Genomic DNA, 14,096 nt, shown 5'->3' on the forward strand with positions numbered 1-14,096 from the left:
AGCGCCACGGGCGTCGACCCGCCGCTCAGCGCGCCAGCAAGCGCTCCCCGTCGGCATCGGCCGCCAGGCGCTCGACCAGGAAGTCCAGCAGCGCGCGCAGCGCCGGCAGCATCTGCCGGCGCGAACCGTAGAGCGCATGGATGCCCAGGCTTTCCACCTCGTACTCCGGCAGCAGCGCCACCAGGCGCCCGTCGCGCAGCAGCGGAGCCACCGAATACAGCGGCTGCAGGCTGATGCCGGCCCCCGCCAGGGTGGCTTCCAGCAGCACGGTGGACTCGTTGGCGCTGATGTTGCCGCCCACCGCCACGCTGAGCGGCTCGCCGTCCCGGCTGAACTGCCAGAGGCTGCGGCCGAAGTAGGTGTAGGTCAGGCAGTTGTGCAGCGCCAGCTCCTGCGGTCGCTGCGGCGTGCCCTGGCGCGCCAGGTAGGCCGGCGCGGCGCAGACCAGCGAACGGCAGGTGCCGAGGCGCCGGGCGATCAGGTTGGGGTCGAGCTGGTTGGTGATGCGCAGCGCCAGGTCGATGCGTTCTTCCACCAGGTTCACCGCCTGGCTGTTCACCAGCAGGTCTACGGACGTGGCCGGGTAGCGCGCAACGAACGCGGTCACCGCCGCTGCCAGCCAAGCCTGCGCCAGCGACTGCGAACAGGTGATGCGCAACAGGCCGCTGGGGCTGTCGCTGGCCTGGCGGCCGGCGGCCTGCATGCCGTCGGCCAGGGCCAGCAGCTGCCGGCAGCTGGGCAGCATCTCGCTGCCGACGCCGGTCAGGCTCAGCCGCCGCGTGCTGCGGTGCAGCAGACGCGCCCCGACCCACGTCTCCAGCTCCGCCAGGTAGCGCGAAACCATCGCCCGCGACATGTCCAGGCGCTCGGCCGCAGCGGTCTGGCTGCCGCAGTCGACCACTTCGACGAAGACCCGGGTTGCCGTGAGCCGGTCCATGATTCGCTCGATCCATGCAATAGATTGCCGCAGATTACGGGGCTTTTTGCGGCGTTTCCAGCAACTAACATGGCCTCCTCTTCCCAGCCCCTATCGAGGTGCGCTCATGTCCCTTTCCCGTGTACGTTCCATCGTCGCCGCCGGCCTGCTGATCGCCGCCGGCAGCACCCAGGCCGCCCCGGCGCCGCTCGCCTTGCAGGTCTACAACCCCGGCGAGCAGGCGATCTTCCCGGTCAGCTCCACGTTGATCACCGGCGAAAACGATGCCCTGCTGGTGGATGCGCAGTTCTCCAGCCATGAGGCCAGACAATTGGTCGACCTTGTGCGCGCCAGCGGCAAGCGCCTGACCACCATCTACATCAGCCATGGCGATCCCGACTTCTACTTCGGCCTGGAAACGCTCACCAAGGCCTTCCCCGACGCCAAGGTGCTGGCCACGCCGCAGACCATCGCCCATATCGAGCACACCCAAGCCGGCAAGCTGGCCTACTGGGGGCCGATTCTCAAGGACGGCGCACCGACACGCGTCATCGTGCCGCGCCCCCTGGCAGGCGACAGCCTGAGCCTGGAAGGCCAGACCATTCAGGTGCTCGGCCTGGACGGCCCGGACCCGGAGCGCACCACCCTGTGGATCCCGGCGCTCAAGACGGTGGTCGGCGGCGTGCTGGTGGACGTCGGCGAACACGTCTGGACTGCCGACACCCAGACCCCGGCCTCGCGCCGGGCCTGGCTGGACATGCTCGCCCGCATCGAGGCGCTGCAGCCGCGGACCCTGGTGCCCGGCCACTACCTCGGCGACACCGCCCACGACCTCGGCGCCCTGCGCTTCACCCGCGACTATCTGCTGGCGCTGGAGGCCGAGCTGCCCGAGGCGAAGAACGCCGCCGCCCTGGTGCAGGCCATGCAGCGCCGCTATCCGGGCCTGCCGGGCGAATCCAGCCTGGAGCTGAGCGCCAAGGTGCTCAAGGGCGAGATGCAGTGGCCCTGAAGCCGGCCCTGCTTGCGCCGGCAGCCGCCTTTGGTTAGCGTTCGCGGCCGCCAGCCCGGCGGCCAACCAGCAGAACAGGGAAACGCAGCATGAGCGAAAGCAGAGACTATTTGGAAATGGCCTTCCGTTCGATCAAGTGCTTCGCCGACGACGGCAGGCTGCAGGTCGAGGAGCTGGAAAGCCTGGTGGACATCGCCCGCCGCGACGGCTAGGTCGACGACAACGAGAAGCGCATCCTGCAAGGCATCATCGGCCGCCTGAACAGCGCCGAACTGACCCCGGCGATGAACGAGAAGATCGCCAGCCTGCGGGCCGAGCTGCACCTCTGAGCCAGCGACTCGCCGCACTTTCCGACCTCGACTACTGTCAGTAAAAGAGCGCGCCATCCGGCGCGTCTCTTTTTCGGCAATCAAGGAGAGGCAGATGTCCAATCACCACACCTACAAGAAGGTCGAACTGGTCGGCTCGTCGCCCACCAGCATCGAAGACGCCATCAACAATGCCCTGGCCGAAGCGGCCAAGAGCATTCGCCATCTGGAATGGTTCGAAGTCACCGAGACCCGCGGGCACATCGCCAACGGCGCGGTGGCGCACTTCCAGGTCACCCTGAAGGTCGGTTTCCGCATTGCCAACAGTTGACCTGTAGGGGCGAATTCATTCGCCCGGATCGGCAGGCGAATCAATTCGCCCCTACGGAAACAGCCCCCCTAGAACGTCCCGCAGCGCACCACCTCGCCCCTGGCAAGCAGCCTGCGCTGGTCGTCGTACAACCAGGCCTGGGCACGCATCGCCAGCGGCCGCGCCTCGACCCGGTAACGCTGGCCGGCGGCGAAGTCGTCGTAGCGAACGCGCAACTGGCAGGTGATCTCCCGCGGTTCGGACGGCTCGTCCATGCCGCCGCCGCTGACTTCGTACTGGAAGCGCATCTGCAATTCATGAGCGCCCGGGGCGACCTGGAAATACCGACCGTCGGCGACCCGCGCGTCGTCCAACTGGTCGGCCATCAGCGTCTGACCCGGCGTGGCGTAGAGATCGACCCAGGCCATCTGCGCATTGTGCGGCGGCAGCGGGCTGGCGCAGGCGGTCAGCAGCCAGGTCAACGGCAACAGGGAAAGGGCACGCATGGCAACCTCTGCAAAGCCAGGGACGCTTCAGGATACCCCTGCGCGCCGTATTCAAACACCGCCGCAGCGGCTTTCCCGCGCGCGGGTCAGCAACCGCCCCTGCTGGTCGTACAGCGTGGCCCGCGGGCGGAAACCGACGCGGCCGGCCTCCAGGCGATAGCGCTGGCCCGCCTCGAAATCCTCGAAATGCAGCTCGAGCCGGCAATCGCGGGGCAGCGGCTGGTCGGTGAAACCGACGTTGCCCGGCTTGACCTCGAAGCGATAGCGCATCAGCAGCGCATGGCTACCGGGGCTCACCTGGAAATAGCGCGGATCGCGCAGCGGCTGGTCGTCCACCTCCAGCGCCAGCAGCTTGCTGCCTTTCGGCGCCTGAAGATCGATCCAGGCCTGCGCCGGATCGGGACGCGGCAAGGGCAACAGCGAGCAACCGCCCAACGCGAGCGCGGCGAATAGCAGGACAAGTGAGCGCATGACGAACTCCAACGGTTGAGCGCCGACAGCCGGCGGGTTAGGGTCGCCGGCATGATCCGACTACGCACCCCGTCACTCGACCGTAGCCGCACGCGCTGGGTTCCCCTGGCGCTCGCCGCGGCGCTCTCCGGCTGCTCCAGCCTCGGCTACTACGGCCAGTTGCTCGATGGCCAGCTCGACCTGCTGCGCCGCCGCGAGCCCATCGCCGAGGTCATCGCCGATCCGACACGCGCCCCCCAATTGCGCCAGCGCCTGGCCCTCGCGCTGCAGGCCAGAGCCTTCGCCAGCGCCGCACTGCATTTGCCGGACAACCGCAGCTATCGTCTGTATGCCGGGCTGGATCGACCCTACGTGGTGTGGAACGTCTTCGCCACGCCGGAGTTCTCCCTGGCGCCGAAGACCTACTGCTTTCCCATCGCCGGCTGCGTCGCCTACCGCGGCTACTACCGCCAGGGCGCCGCCCGTGGCGCGGCGGCCGTCTTGCAGCAGGACGGCTGGGACACCTACGTCGCCGGCATCCCGGCCTACTCCACCCTCGGCTGGTTCGACGACCCGATCCTCAGCAGCATGCTGCACTGGGACGACGACCGCCTGGCCGCGGTGATCTTCCACGAACTGGCGCACCAGCAGCTCTACGTGACGAACGACACCGCCTTCAACGAATCCTTCGCCAGCTTCGTCGAGCAGGAGGGCCTGCGCCAATGGCGCGCCAGCCGCGGCCTGCCACCGGTCGACCCGCGCGAGCAACGGCAGCGCGAGCAGTTCACCGCCCTGGTGCTGGACGCCCGCGAGCGCCTGCAGCGGCTGTATGCCCAACCCCTGGAAGAAGCGCAGATGCGCCCGCGCAAGCAGGCCGAGTTCGAGCGCCTGCGCCGCGACTATCGCCAGCTACGCGACCGCGAGTGGGCCGGCGACCGCCGCTACGACGCCTGGATGGAGGGCCCGCTGAACAACGCCAAGCTGCTGCCGTTCGGCCTCTACGACCAGTGGGTACCGGCCTTTGCCGCGCTGTTCGCGCAGGTGGGCGGGGATTGGCAGGCGTTCTACCGCGCAGCGCAGCGCCTGGCCGAGCAACCGGCAGCGATGCGACAACAGGCGCTGGAGCAATCGACTCACGCCGCCTCGGGGCGATAGGTCCATTTCAGCGCCAGTCGCGAGAACGACCACAGCAAGGCAACGTGCGCCAGGCCATAGAGCAATAACAGCCCCGCCGCCAGATCCGGCTCGATGTAGGTGGCGACTATGGCCGCTACCGCCATCGGGACCGAAACGACGGCCAGGAGCAGGAGCGCCACCCCGCTGGCCAGCAGCATGCTGCCAGGCCGCAAGCGGTGCGCATACCGGGGAAGACGGGCGCTTGCGCCCCGGTACAAGGTGACCACGATCAACACGACGAGGGCGAACACCAGCACGCCGTGGATCCAGTCGCCAAACACATCGCTCAGCATATTGCCGAACAAACAGTCGACCACCTCGAAATAGAGCGAACCGGTGCAAAAGGCGAAGAGCCACGCCACACGGGGCCCTGAGATGCGGTAGCCCGCCCGGTCGACCTGCGCCCTGCCCTTGAACAACGACAGGCTGATCCAGAGCGGCAACAGCGTGTCCACGGCCATCCAGAGCCACTCGATGAGCCGCGCCAACAGCTTTGCCACGGTCATGTCGAACTGCTCGTAGAGCGCCTCCATCAGCTTGAGGAAGTAATCCATGCTGGCCCAGGCCAGCCCGTGATAGAGAACGAGATTGAGCACCACAAAGCAGATCATCGCCGGCACCACGGCCGGATAGCCGACGATGCCGTAACGCTCCTCGAACACGCCAAGCAGCAATAGGCTCGCCGCGGCGACCTGGATGAGCACGCGCAGCCACATGCCCAGGCTCCAGGCGAACATCTCGAGGTCGAACAGGGTATTGCTGCTTCCCCCGTCATCCACCTGCAAGCTTTGCCAGGCGTACGATGCCAGCCAACTGAGCAGGCTCAGCACCACGACCGTCGTCACCACTGGCAATGCCAGCGACGAGGTCGGTGCGGGACGGCAGACGTCCGGGCGGGTAGCGTCGGCGAACGGATTGGCATGCATGGCTGGGGTCTTGTCCCATTGAAAGGCACGGGCGCCTGGGTGCAGGGAGGATAGGCAATGGCGTTTTGCCTCACCAGGCCGGCGGTGCCTGCCCGTGACGACCGTCACGAGCTACTGAACCTGCGGGCGTCGGATATTTCCAAACAAGGGCCTCTCGCGGTTTTCAGGAGCTAGCCATGACCACCCGTAAACCATCGTCCAGGAAGGCCACGCCCAACGGAACGCCAAAGCAACAGCGCGGCCAGCGCCAGGCCGAAGAACTCGCAATGCCGGACAACGACCGCATGGCCCCGGACCAGGAGCTACCCACCGATGATCCGGACATCATGGGCGGTACCGTGCCGTAGGCCGGCGCCGCCCTGCCGGGTTTGGCCGGAGGGCAAGCATTACCCTGCGGCGGCTGGCTCAGGTGGCGACCGGGCGGTAGATCCATTTCAGGGCCACGCGCGTCAGCGGCCACAGCAGCGCACACTGCGCGAGGCCCGCCAGCAGCAGCCACAATCCGCTCAGCGAGTTGCGGAAGTCCAGGGAGAACACCAGCAGCAGCCCGCCCAGCATCACCGCGGCAAGCAACAGCAGCACTGCGGTGAGCGCGGCCAGCAGCAGGCTCCCGGCCCGCAGCCGCGCCAGCCGGACCGGAAGCGCGGCCCGGGCAGCCAGCAGGATGATGACGCCGTTGATCAGCATGCCGCCCAGCCCGGCCAGCAGCTGCCAGGGCTCGTGCCTCAGTCCCGAGGCGCCCAGGCCGACCATGCTGAGGAACTGGTACGACAGCGCACAGACGCACAAGGCGAACACCAGCGCCACGAAGGCGCCGCTGACCGGATCGGCATCGGGCTTCCGTTGCGCATGGGGGCTGAACAGCGACAGGCACACCCAGAGCGGCAACAGCGTACCCACGGCGAACGAAGCCAGGCTGACCACGCTCAACACCAGCGTCTGCTGCACGAGATCCGGCAACCATTCGAATAGCCTCAAATAGAGCGGTTGCAGGACCAGCGGCAAGGTCAGCTGGCAGAGCAGGCTCAGCAATGCATAGCAACTCAGCAACTGTGCCGGTTGGCGGTAGCCGACGATGCCATGGCGTTCCTGGTAGCTGCGCGTCAGCAGCATGACCGTGGCGGCCGCCAGCAACGACCTGTACGCCCAGCCGGCGAGATACGTGGGCAGCAGCTCGAGCCAGAACGCCCCGGACCTGTCGGGGAACTGCTGCCACATCAGCAGCCAGGACAGGCAAGCGCTCACCAGCGCCATGCCAATCGCCACGCCGGCCATTGGATAAGCCAGCGGTGAACGCCGCGCCAAGGCAGGCTCGGCGGTGGCGACGGCTTCGCTGAACGGATTGCTGGCCAAGGGGAGGTCCTTTTCTCTGAGAGGGGCATGCGAGCCCGGGCGGCGCGAGCATAGGCAATGGCGTTTTGCCCCACCAGGCCACCGTTGCCCAGTCGTGACGCCAGTCACGGCCAGGTCGACGGCGGAAACCTTCGGACTCCCCCGTACGCCGGAATGATGTGCGGGGATACCGGCTATACCGACTCGACCCCGCGAGCGAAGACAGGCAACGCGTCAGCCCATGTAGGTCTCGGCCAGATGTTGGTCCTTCAAGCGCACGTAGTTGTCGGCGCTGTAGCGGAAGTAGCTGCGCTCCTTGTCGGTCAGCGGGCGCATCTGTTTTGCCGGGCTGCCGACATAGAGGAAGCCGCTCTCCAGGCGCTTGCCCGGCGGCACCAGGCTGCCAGCGCCGAGCACCACTTCGTCCTCGATCACCGCGCCATCCATGACGATGCTGCCCATGCCGATCAGCACCCGGCTGCCGATCTCGCAGCCGTGCAGCACCACCTTGTGGCCGACGGTCACGTCGTCGCCGAGGGTCAACGGGAAGCCGCCGGGGTTGAACGGGCCGGCGTGGGTGATGTGCAGCACGCTGCCATCCTGCACGCTGGTGCGCTGGCCGATGCGGATGCTGTGCATGTCGCCGCGGATCACCGCCAGCGGCCACACCGAGCTGTCTGCGCCGATTTCCACGTCGCCCAGCACCACGGCGGACGGGTCGACGAAAACCCGCTCGCCGAGCTGCGGGGTGAAGGTCTGGTAACTGCGAATGGTCACGATAGAAACCTCTTGGGCTGCGGTAAGCAGCGATTGTAATTAAGATGGCCACCATACACCCGGCTGTGCAAACCCGGCCCGCCGGCCATGGTCACAACAGCATTAACCGCATTCCTTCGAAGGTGAACCCTTGAGCGCGAACAATCCCCTGCTGCAAGACTTCGATCTGCCGCCTTACTCCGCCATCCGCCCGGAACATGTCGAGCCGGCCATCGATGCCATTCTCGCCGACAACCGCGCGGCCATCGCCAAGCTGCTCGGCGAGCGCAACGGCTCGCCGAGCTGGGACGGCCTGGTGCTGGCGCTGGACGAAATGCACGCCCGCCTCGGCCAGGCCTGGAGCCCGGTCAGCCACCTCAACGCGGTGTGCAACAACCCCGAGCTGCGCGCCGCCTACGAGGCCTGCCTGCCCAAGCTATCCGCCTACTGGACCGAGCTGGGACAGAATCGCGCGCTGTTCGACGCCTACCAGGCGCTGGCGCAGAGCGCGGAAGCGGCACACTTCGAAGTGGCCCAGGCGACCATTCTCGACCATGCCCTGCGCGACTTCCGCCTGTCCGGCATCGACCTGCCGGAAGCCGAGCAGAAGCGCTACGGCGAGATCCAGATGAAGCTCTCCGAGCTGACCAGCACCTTCTCCAACCAGCTGCTCGACGCCACCCAGGCCTGGACCAAGCACATCACCGACGAGGCCGCCCTGGCCGGCCTGACCGACTCGGCCAAGGCGCAGATGAAGCAGGCCGCCGAGGCCAAGGGCCTGGACGGCTGGCTGATCAGCCTGGAATTCCCCAGCTACTACGCGGTAATGACCTATGCCGACGACCGCGCGCTGCGCGAAGAGGTCTACACCGCCTACTGCACCCGCGCCTCCGACCAGGGCCCGAACGCCGGCCAGCACGACAACGGCCCGCTGATGGAGCAGATCCTCGACCTGCGCCAGGAGCTGGCGCGGCTGCTCGGCTTCGCTCACTTCGCCGAGCTGAGCCTGGCGACCAAGATGGCCGAGTCCACCGACCAGGTGCTGCACTTCCTGCGCGACCTCGCCGTGCGCAGCAAGCCCTACGCCGCCAAGGATCTGGAAGAGCTGCGCGCCTTCGCTGCCGAGCAGGGCTGCACCGATCTGCAGAGCTGGGACGTCGGCTACTACAGCGAGAAGCTGCGCGAGCAGCGCTACAGCATCTCCCAGGAAATCCTTCGCCCGTACTTCCCCATCGACAAGGTGCTCTCCGGCCTGTTCGCCATCGTCGAGAAGCTCTACGGCATCCAGATCGTCGAGCTGAAAGGCTTCGATGCCTGGCACCCGGACGTGCGCCTGTTCGAGATCACCGAGAACGGCCAGCATGTCGGCCGCTTCTTCTTCGATCTCTACGCCCGCGCCAACAAGCGCGGCGGCGCCTGGATGGACGGCGCCCGCGACAAGCGCCGAACCGCCAGTGGCGATGTGGTCAGCCCGGTGGCCAACCTGGTGTGCAACTTCACACCCGCCGTGAGCGGCAAGCCGGCACTGCTGACCCACGATGAAGTGACCACCCTGTTCCACGAATTCGGCCATGGCCTGCATCACCTGCTGACCCGCATCGAACACGCCGGCGCCTCCGGCATCAACGGCGTGGCCTGGGACGCGGTGGAGCTGCCCAGCCAGTTCATGGAGAACTGGTGCTGGGAGCCCGAGGGCCTGGCACTGATCTCCGGCCATTACGAGAGCGGCGAGCCGCTGCCGCAGCATCTGCTGGACAAGATGCTGGCGGCGAAGAACTTCCATTCCGGCCTGATGATGGTGCGCCAGCTGGAGTTCTCGCTGTTCGACTTCGAACTGCACGCCACCCACGGCGACGGCCGCAGCGTGCTCGACGTGCTCGAACGTATCCGCGACGAGGTCTCGGTGCTGCGCCCGCCGGCCTACAACCGCTTCGCCAACAGCTTCGCGCACATCTTCGCCGGCGGTTACGCGGCCGGTTACTACAGCTACAAGTGGGCCGAGGTACTGTCCGCCGATGCCTTCTCCAAGTTCGAGGAAGAGGGCGTGTTCAACCCGCAGACCGGCCATGCCTTCCGCGAAGCGATCCTCGCCCGCGGCGGCTCCCAGGAGCCGATGGTGCTGTTCGTCGACTTCCGCGGCCGCGAGCCGCGCATCGACGCCCTGCTGCGCCACCTCGGCCTGAGCGAGCAAGCGGCATGAGCCACACGCCCAAAGCCAGCAAGCGCTTTATCGCCGGCGCCGTGTGCCCGGCGTGCAGCGCGATGGACACCATCAAGATGTGGGACGAGGACGGCACCCCGCACCGCGAATGCGTCGCCTGCGGCTACGCCGACACCCTCAACGCCCAGGGCCAGTCGGTGCCCAAGGAGCTGGGCACGCGAGTCAACCAGACCGCGCCCAAACCGGCCGACCCCAAGGTGCAGCCGGTGCAGTTCTTCCCCAATCCGAAACTGAAGAAGCCGACGCCGTAGCCACGCACCGTGAAGGCACCGCCCCGGTGCCTTCGCCCCAAGGAGCAATGCATGCAGGGACCCGATCCACGCAACCCCTTTCCCATGGCCGGCTTTCCCCAGGTCTGCTTCATCAAGAACCGGGTCAGCAACCCGCAGATCGAGATCGGCGACTACACCTACTACGACGATCCCGACGGCGCTGAGAACTTCGAGCGCAATGTGCTCTATCTCTTTCCCTTCGTCGGCGACCGGCTGGTGATCGGCAAGTTCTGCGCCCTGGCCCGTGGGGTCAAGTTCATCATGAACGGCGCCAACCACAAGCTCTCCGGCTTCTCCACCTACCCGTTCCAGATCTTCGGCGGCGGCTGGGAACGGCACGCACCGGCGCAGGACGAGTTTCCCTTCAAGGGCGACACCCGCATCGGCCACGACGTGTGGATCGGCTACGACAGCCTGATCATGCCGGGCGTGCAGATCGGCCACGGCGCCATCGTCTCCTCGCGTTCGGTGGTCACCCGCGACGTGCCGCCCTACACCATCGTCGGCGGCAATCCCGCCGAGCCGTTGAAGCAGCGCTTTCCCGATGCCTTGGTGCAACGCCTGCTGGCGCTCGCCTGGTGGGACTGGCCGGTGGAAAAGATCAGCCGCCACCTCGCCGCCATCATGGCCGCCGATATCGACGAGCTGGAGCGCTGCGCCGCCGGCTGAGACCGCCAGCACGCGCCACCCGGCCGGAGCAGCGGCGCGCCGGAGCGAATTCCTTCGCTTGCTGGCCACGCCGAGCGAACGCTGGTCGGCAGGGGCTGACGAGAGCGGCAAGACGCGCCATACTGTATAAATACACAGTATACAGGAAGTCCCGTCATGTCCCAGCCAAGCCTGCCCGAACGCGGTCGCGGCACCGCCAGCAATCCGCACAATCGCTTCGCGCCGACCCGTTCGGTAGCCCAGGACGATGGCTGGTACCAGGAGGTGCCGCCCTCCCGCGCCACCGAGGTGCGCAGCGAAACGGCAAAGACCGTGATCACCCGCAACAACTCGCCCGACGTCGGCTTCGACCGCTCGGTGAACCCCTATCGCGGCTGCGAGCACGGTTGCGTCTATTGCTTCGCCCGCCCCAGCCACGCCTATTGGGACCTGTCGCCAGGCATCGACTTCGAGACCCGGCTGATCGCCAAGACCAACCTGGCCGCTTCCCTGGAGCAGGAGCTGAGCAAGCCCGGCTACGTGCCACAGCCGATTGCCCTGGGCATCAACACCGACGCCTACCAGCCGATCGAGCGCCAGCAGCAGCTGACCCGCCGCGCCCTGGAAATCCTGCTGCGCTACAAGCACCCGGTGCACATCATCACCAAGGGTTCGCTGATCCTGCGCGACCTCGATCTGCTCAGCGAGCTGGCCAGCCAGAACCTCGTCAGTGTGGCGGTCAGCCTGACCACCCTGGACGACGAGCTGAAACGCATCATGGAGCCACGCGCCGCCTCGCCCACGGCGCGCCTGCGCATCCTGCGCGTGCTGCACGAGCACGGCGTGCCGGTGAACGTGATCTGCGCGCCGATCATTCCGATGATCAACGACATGGAGCTGGAGCAGATGCTCGAAGCCGCCCGCGACGCCGGCGCACGCTCGGCCGGCTATGTGCTGCTGCGCCTGCCCCACGAGATCGCCGAGCTGTTCGAGCAATGGCTGCGGGCGCACTTTCCGGAGCGCGCCGAGCACGTGCTGAGCCTGATCCGCCAGTGCCGCGGCGGGCGCAACTACGACAGCCGCTACGGCACCCGCATGCGCGGCGAAGGGCCGTTCGCCGACCTGTTGGCCCAGCGCTTCGCCCTGGCAATCAAGCGCCTGGGACTGAACCGCCGCGACGGCTATGACCTGGATTGCTCGCGCTTCGCACCGCCGGGTGGGCAGTTGTCGTTGCTCTAGGTACGGCCTAGCGGACCGCCAGCGGCGCAAGCTGGCGCGCGGTGTCCCGCACGAAGCGGGCAACCAGCGCCTCGTCGGCCCGCGGTTCGAGATCGCCCGGTTTTCCACGGGCACCGGTAGGGCGGACATGCCACTGCTGATCCGCGCCCCGTTCCAGCCGATATTCGCCCCCGCAGGATCGGCAGAACAGTGGGTCCCCGGCCTGCTGTTCGCGTCGGCGCACCAGCGTCGGCCCGCATACCAGACAGCTATGCAGGGGAATACCGAGGTCGCTGTGGCCGACGATGTGGGTCAGCTCGCCCGCCTCGCCCAGCTCGATGAAGGCGCGGCCGAACTCGGCGTCGAACTGCCGGCCGAGGTTTTCCCCGATGATCGCCAGGGCCGCGGCCACAGGCATGCCACTGCGGTAGGGCCGGGTACTGGTCATTGCATCGAAGGCATCGCAGATTCCGACGATGCGCGCCATCTGCGGGATTCGCGACCCCGCCAGGCCCTGGGGATAGCCATTGCCGTCGGGTGTTTCGTGGTGCAGGCGCACGGCATCGACGACCAGCGCGCCGAGCGGGTGTCCTTGCAACATGCGATAGCCGACCTCGGGATGGGTCTTGATCACCGCGTATTCTTCCTCGCTCAGGCGATCGCGCTTGTTCAGCACCGCGTCGGGAATGCCGATCTTGCCAAGATCGTGCAGGAAGCCGCCGACCGTCACCTGGGCGGTTTGCGCCGTATCGAGCCCGAGCCGCCGCGCCAGCAGCTCGGAAAACCGCGCCACCCGCCAGAGATGCCCGCCGGTATAGGGGTCGCGGGCTTCCACCACCCAGGCCATGACCAGCAGGCTGGAGAGCAGTTGCTCATGCACCGGGCTCGGTTCGCGAGACGCCAGGCCGAGCAATTTCATCAGTCCCATAGGCATGTTGCCCCCGTCAAAGGGAATCGGTCGCCGACTCAAGGAGTAATGACCAGAACGCAGCCATTTGCCAGGCGCCACGGGAAACCTGGCCGGCTCTCAACCAACGGGCGGCCGTCTGGCCGCCCTTGGCAACTCACTCGCCGACGGTGCCCTTGGCGGCATTGCACTCGGCCAGGGTCATGCTCTTGAAGCCATGGCCCTTGCAGGACCCTTGACCTTTGCAGGCATTCTCGGCGGTCTTGCAATCGTTCTGGCCCTTGCAGGAGGTAACGCCGTAGCAGTGGATCATGGCTTCTTCGGCCATCACCTGGGTGGGAACGCTGGCGAACATACCGGCAGCGGCGAGAGCCAGGGCAGCGCCAGTGAGGGAGGTATGGATGCTCATGGGAAACTCCTCGAAGTAGTGGGTTGGCCGGCATTCAGCGCCGGACACACCACTAGAGCGACGAGCGCTGGCGGCGTTACAGCGTGACGTGAATTTTCGGGCAACCGATAACCGCGTAGGGGCGAATACATTCGCCTGCCGGGCCTCGATAGGAGAACGATTCGCCCCTGCAAACGCCACGCCTCGACCGCAGCCCACGAATCCAGTGCAGGAAAACGCCGCACAAGGGGCTAGGCTTCCAGGCAAGATCGCCAGTGCCCAACCAGGAGAGAACCATGGGCTGCCCACAAGTCTGCTCCGGCGCCACGCTGCAATGCAGCTTCGGCGTCGCCCCGGCGGTGCTCAATGTGCTGCCGACCAACCGCACCACGGTCGGCGGCATGCCGGCGGCGAACATCATGGATTACGTTCCGATGGTCAACGTCACCACCTTCGGCATGTGCCAGAGCCTGGCCAACCCGACGGTAGCCGCGGCCACCGCCGCCGCCCTCGGCGCGCTGACCCCGATGCCCTGCATCCCGGCCACCGCCAGCCCCTGGGTACCCGGCGCCCCGACCGTGCTGATCGGCAGCATGCCGGCCTTGGACGCCAACTGCACGCTGATGTGCAGCTACGCCGGGGTGATCACCATCACCTATCCAGGGCAGGTGCAGATGCTGATTCCCTGATCCGCCGCCCGTTGGGCTTCGTCGCTGCGCTCCTCAGGCTACGCGCCCCGCCGCAACCTACGGC

General features: G+C 67.0%; 18 protein-coding genes. 10 read left to right on the forward strand and 8 right to left on the reverse strand.

Annotation, left to right across the window (positions count from 1 at the left end; genetic code table 11):
- Positions 1-25: 25 nt before the first annotated feature.
- On the reverse strand, positions 26-937 hold the full coding sequence (locus ACWKV7_RS07340) for a LysR family transcriptional regulator (protein WP_483857006.1): 912 nt from the start codon (positions 935-937) through the stop codon (positions 26-28).
- 106 nt (positions 938-1,043) lie between these two features.
- Here ACWKV7_RS07340 and ACWKV7_RS07345 point away from each other — a divergent pair, with 106 nt between their 5' ends.
- The 3 genes from ACWKV7_RS07345 (at position 1,044) to ACWKV7_RS07355 (ending at position 2,564) form a co-directional block, all read left to right on the forward strand.
- Positions 1,044-1,925 carry an MBL fold metallo-hydrolase gene (locus ACWKV7_RS07345; RefSeq protein WP_483857007.1) on the forward strand — a complete coding sequence of 294 codons (882 nt, stop codon included), beginning with the start codon at positions 1,044-1,046 and terminating at the stop codon, positions 1,923-1,925.
- An 89-nt stretch (positions 1,926-2,014) separates the two neighbouring features.
- Positions 2,015-2,137, forward strand: coding sequence for a hypothetical protein (locus ACWKV7_RS07350; protein WP_483857008.1), 123 nt, complete (start codon positions 2,015-2,017; stop codon positions 2,135-2,137).
- Between the two features lie 211 nt (positions 2,138-2,348).
- Positions 2,349-2,564 (forward strand): dodecin, encoded by a 216-nt coding sequence (locus tag ACWKV7_RS07355; RefSeq protein WP_483857009.1) that lies wholly within the window; start codon positions 2,349-2,351, stop codon positions 2,562-2,564.
- A gap of 68 nt (positions 2,565-2,632) precedes the next feature.
- Here the strand turns inward: ACWKV7_RS07355 and ACWKV7_RS07360 are convergent, their stop codons facing one another.
- A complete protein-coding gene (locus tag ACWKV7_RS07360) occupies positions 2,633-3,049 on the reverse strand; it encodes a PA0061/PA0062 family lipoprotein (protein WP_483857010.1) in 417 nt (138 codons plus the stop codon).
- 51 nt (positions 3,050-3,100) lie between these two features.
- On the reverse strand, positions 3,101-3,520 hold the full coding sequence (locus ACWKV7_RS07365; RefSeq protein WP_483857011.1) for a PA0061/PA0062 family lipoprotein: 420 nt from the start codon (positions 3,518-3,520) through the stop codon (positions 3,101-3,103).
- Positions 3,521-3,571: 51 nt separating this feature from the next.
- Between ACWKV7_RS07365 and ACWKV7_RS07370 the strand changes: the two genes are divergently transcribed.
- Complete coding sequence (locus ACWKV7_RS07370) at positions 3,572-4,654, forward strand: aminopeptidase (protein ID WP_483857012.1); 1,083 nt, start codon at positions 3,572-3,574, stop codon at positions 4,652-4,654.
- Here the strand turns inward: ACWKV7_RS07370 and ACWKV7_RS07375 are convergent.
- Positions 4,633-5,601, reverse strand: a complete 969-nt coding sequence (locus ACWKV7_RS07375) for a hypothetical protein (protein WP_483857013.1) — start codon at positions 5,599-5,601, stop codon at positions 4,633-4,635. The two genes, ACWKV7_RS07370 and ACWKV7_RS07375, sit on opposite strands and share 22 nt — an antisense overlap.
- Before the next feature lie 176 nt (positions 5,602-5,777).
- On the opposite strand from ACWKV7_RS07375, the gene ACWKV7_RS07380 reads away from it, so the two are divergent.
- Positions 5,778-5,948, forward strand: a complete 171-nt coding sequence (locus ACWKV7_RS07380; protein WP_483857014.1) for a hypothetical protein — start codon at positions 5,778-5,780, stop codon at positions 5,946-5,948.
- A 58-nt stretch (positions 5,949-6,006) separates the two neighbouring features.
- Here the strand turns inward: ACWKV7_RS07380 and ACWKV7_RS07385 are convergent, their stop codons facing one another.
- Positions 6,007-6,954 (reverse strand): hypothetical protein, encoded by a 948-nt coding sequence (locus tag ACWKV7_RS07385; protein WP_483857015.1) that lies wholly within the window; start codon positions 6,952-6,954, stop codon positions 6,007-6,009.
- Between the two features lie 213 nt (positions 6,955-7,167).
- Complete coding sequence (locus tag ACWKV7_RS07390) at positions 7,168-7,710, reverse strand: gamma carbonic anhydrase family protein (protein WP_483857016.1); 543 nt, start codon at positions 7,708-7,710, stop codon at positions 7,168-7,170.
- 130 nt (positions 7,711-7,840) lie between these two features.
- On the opposite strand from ACWKV7_RS07390, the gene prlC reads away from it, so the two are divergent.
- From prlC to ACWKV7_RS07410, 4 genes are all read left to right on the forward strand, one after another.
- The gene (gene prlC / locus ACWKV7_RS07395) at positions 7,841-9,889 is read left to right on the forward strand and encodes an oligopeptidase A (protein ID WP_483857017.1); all 2,049 of its coding nucleotides are present in this window, start codon (positions 7,841-7,843) and stop codon (positions 9,887-9,889) included.
- A complete protein-coding gene (locus ACWKV7_RS07400; protein WP_483857018.1) occupies positions 9,886-10,161 on the forward strand; it encodes a YheV family putative zinc ribbon protein in 276 nt (91 codons plus the stop codon). Before prlC ends, ACWKV7_RS07400 begins: the two co-directional genes overlap by 4 nt.
- A gap of 51 nt (positions 10,162-10,212) precedes the next feature.
- Complete coding sequence (locus tag ACWKV7_RS07405; RefSeq protein ID WP_483857019.1) at positions 10,213-10,851, forward strand: Vat family streptogramin A O-acetyltransferase; 639 nt, start codon at positions 10,213-10,215, stop codon at positions 10,849-10,851.
- A 156-nt stretch (positions 10,852-11,007) separates the two neighbouring features.
- A complete protein-coding gene (locus tag ACWKV7_RS07410) occupies positions 11,008-12,069 on the forward strand; it encodes a PA0069 family radical SAM protein (RefSeq protein ID WP_483857020.1) in 1,062 nt (353 codons plus the stop codon).
- A gap of 7 nt (positions 12,070-12,076) precedes the next feature.
- Here ACWKV7_RS07410 and ACWKV7_RS07415 read toward each other — a convergent pair whose 3' ends face one another.
- Both ACWKV7_RS07415 and bufA2 read right to left on the reverse strand, forming a co-directional pair.
- On the reverse strand, positions 12,077-12,982 hold the full coding sequence (locus tag ACWKV7_RS07415) for an HD-GYP domain-containing protein (RefSeq protein WP_483857021.1): 906 nt from the start codon (positions 12,980-12,982) through the stop codon (positions 12,077-12,079).
- A gap of 130 nt (positions 12,983-13,112) precedes the next feature.
- Positions 13,113-13,364 (reverse strand): BufA2 family periplasmic bufferin-type metallophore, encoded by a 252-nt coding sequence (gene bufA2 / locus ACWKV7_RS07420; RefSeq protein ID WP_483857022.1) that lies wholly within the window; start codon positions 13,362-13,364, stop codon positions 13,113-13,115.
- A 275-nt stretch (positions 13,365-13,639) separates the two neighbouring features.
- Between bufA2 and ACWKV7_RS07425 the strand changes: the two genes are divergently transcribed.
- Entirely contained in the window at positions 13,640-14,032 is a 393-nt protein-coding gene (locus ACWKV7_RS07425) for a DUF4280 domain-containing protein (RefSeq protein ID WP_483857023.1), read from the forward strand.
- Positions 14,033-14,096 lie beyond the last annotated feature (64 nt).

The organism is Zestomonas ipomoeae (assembly GCF_057128665.1).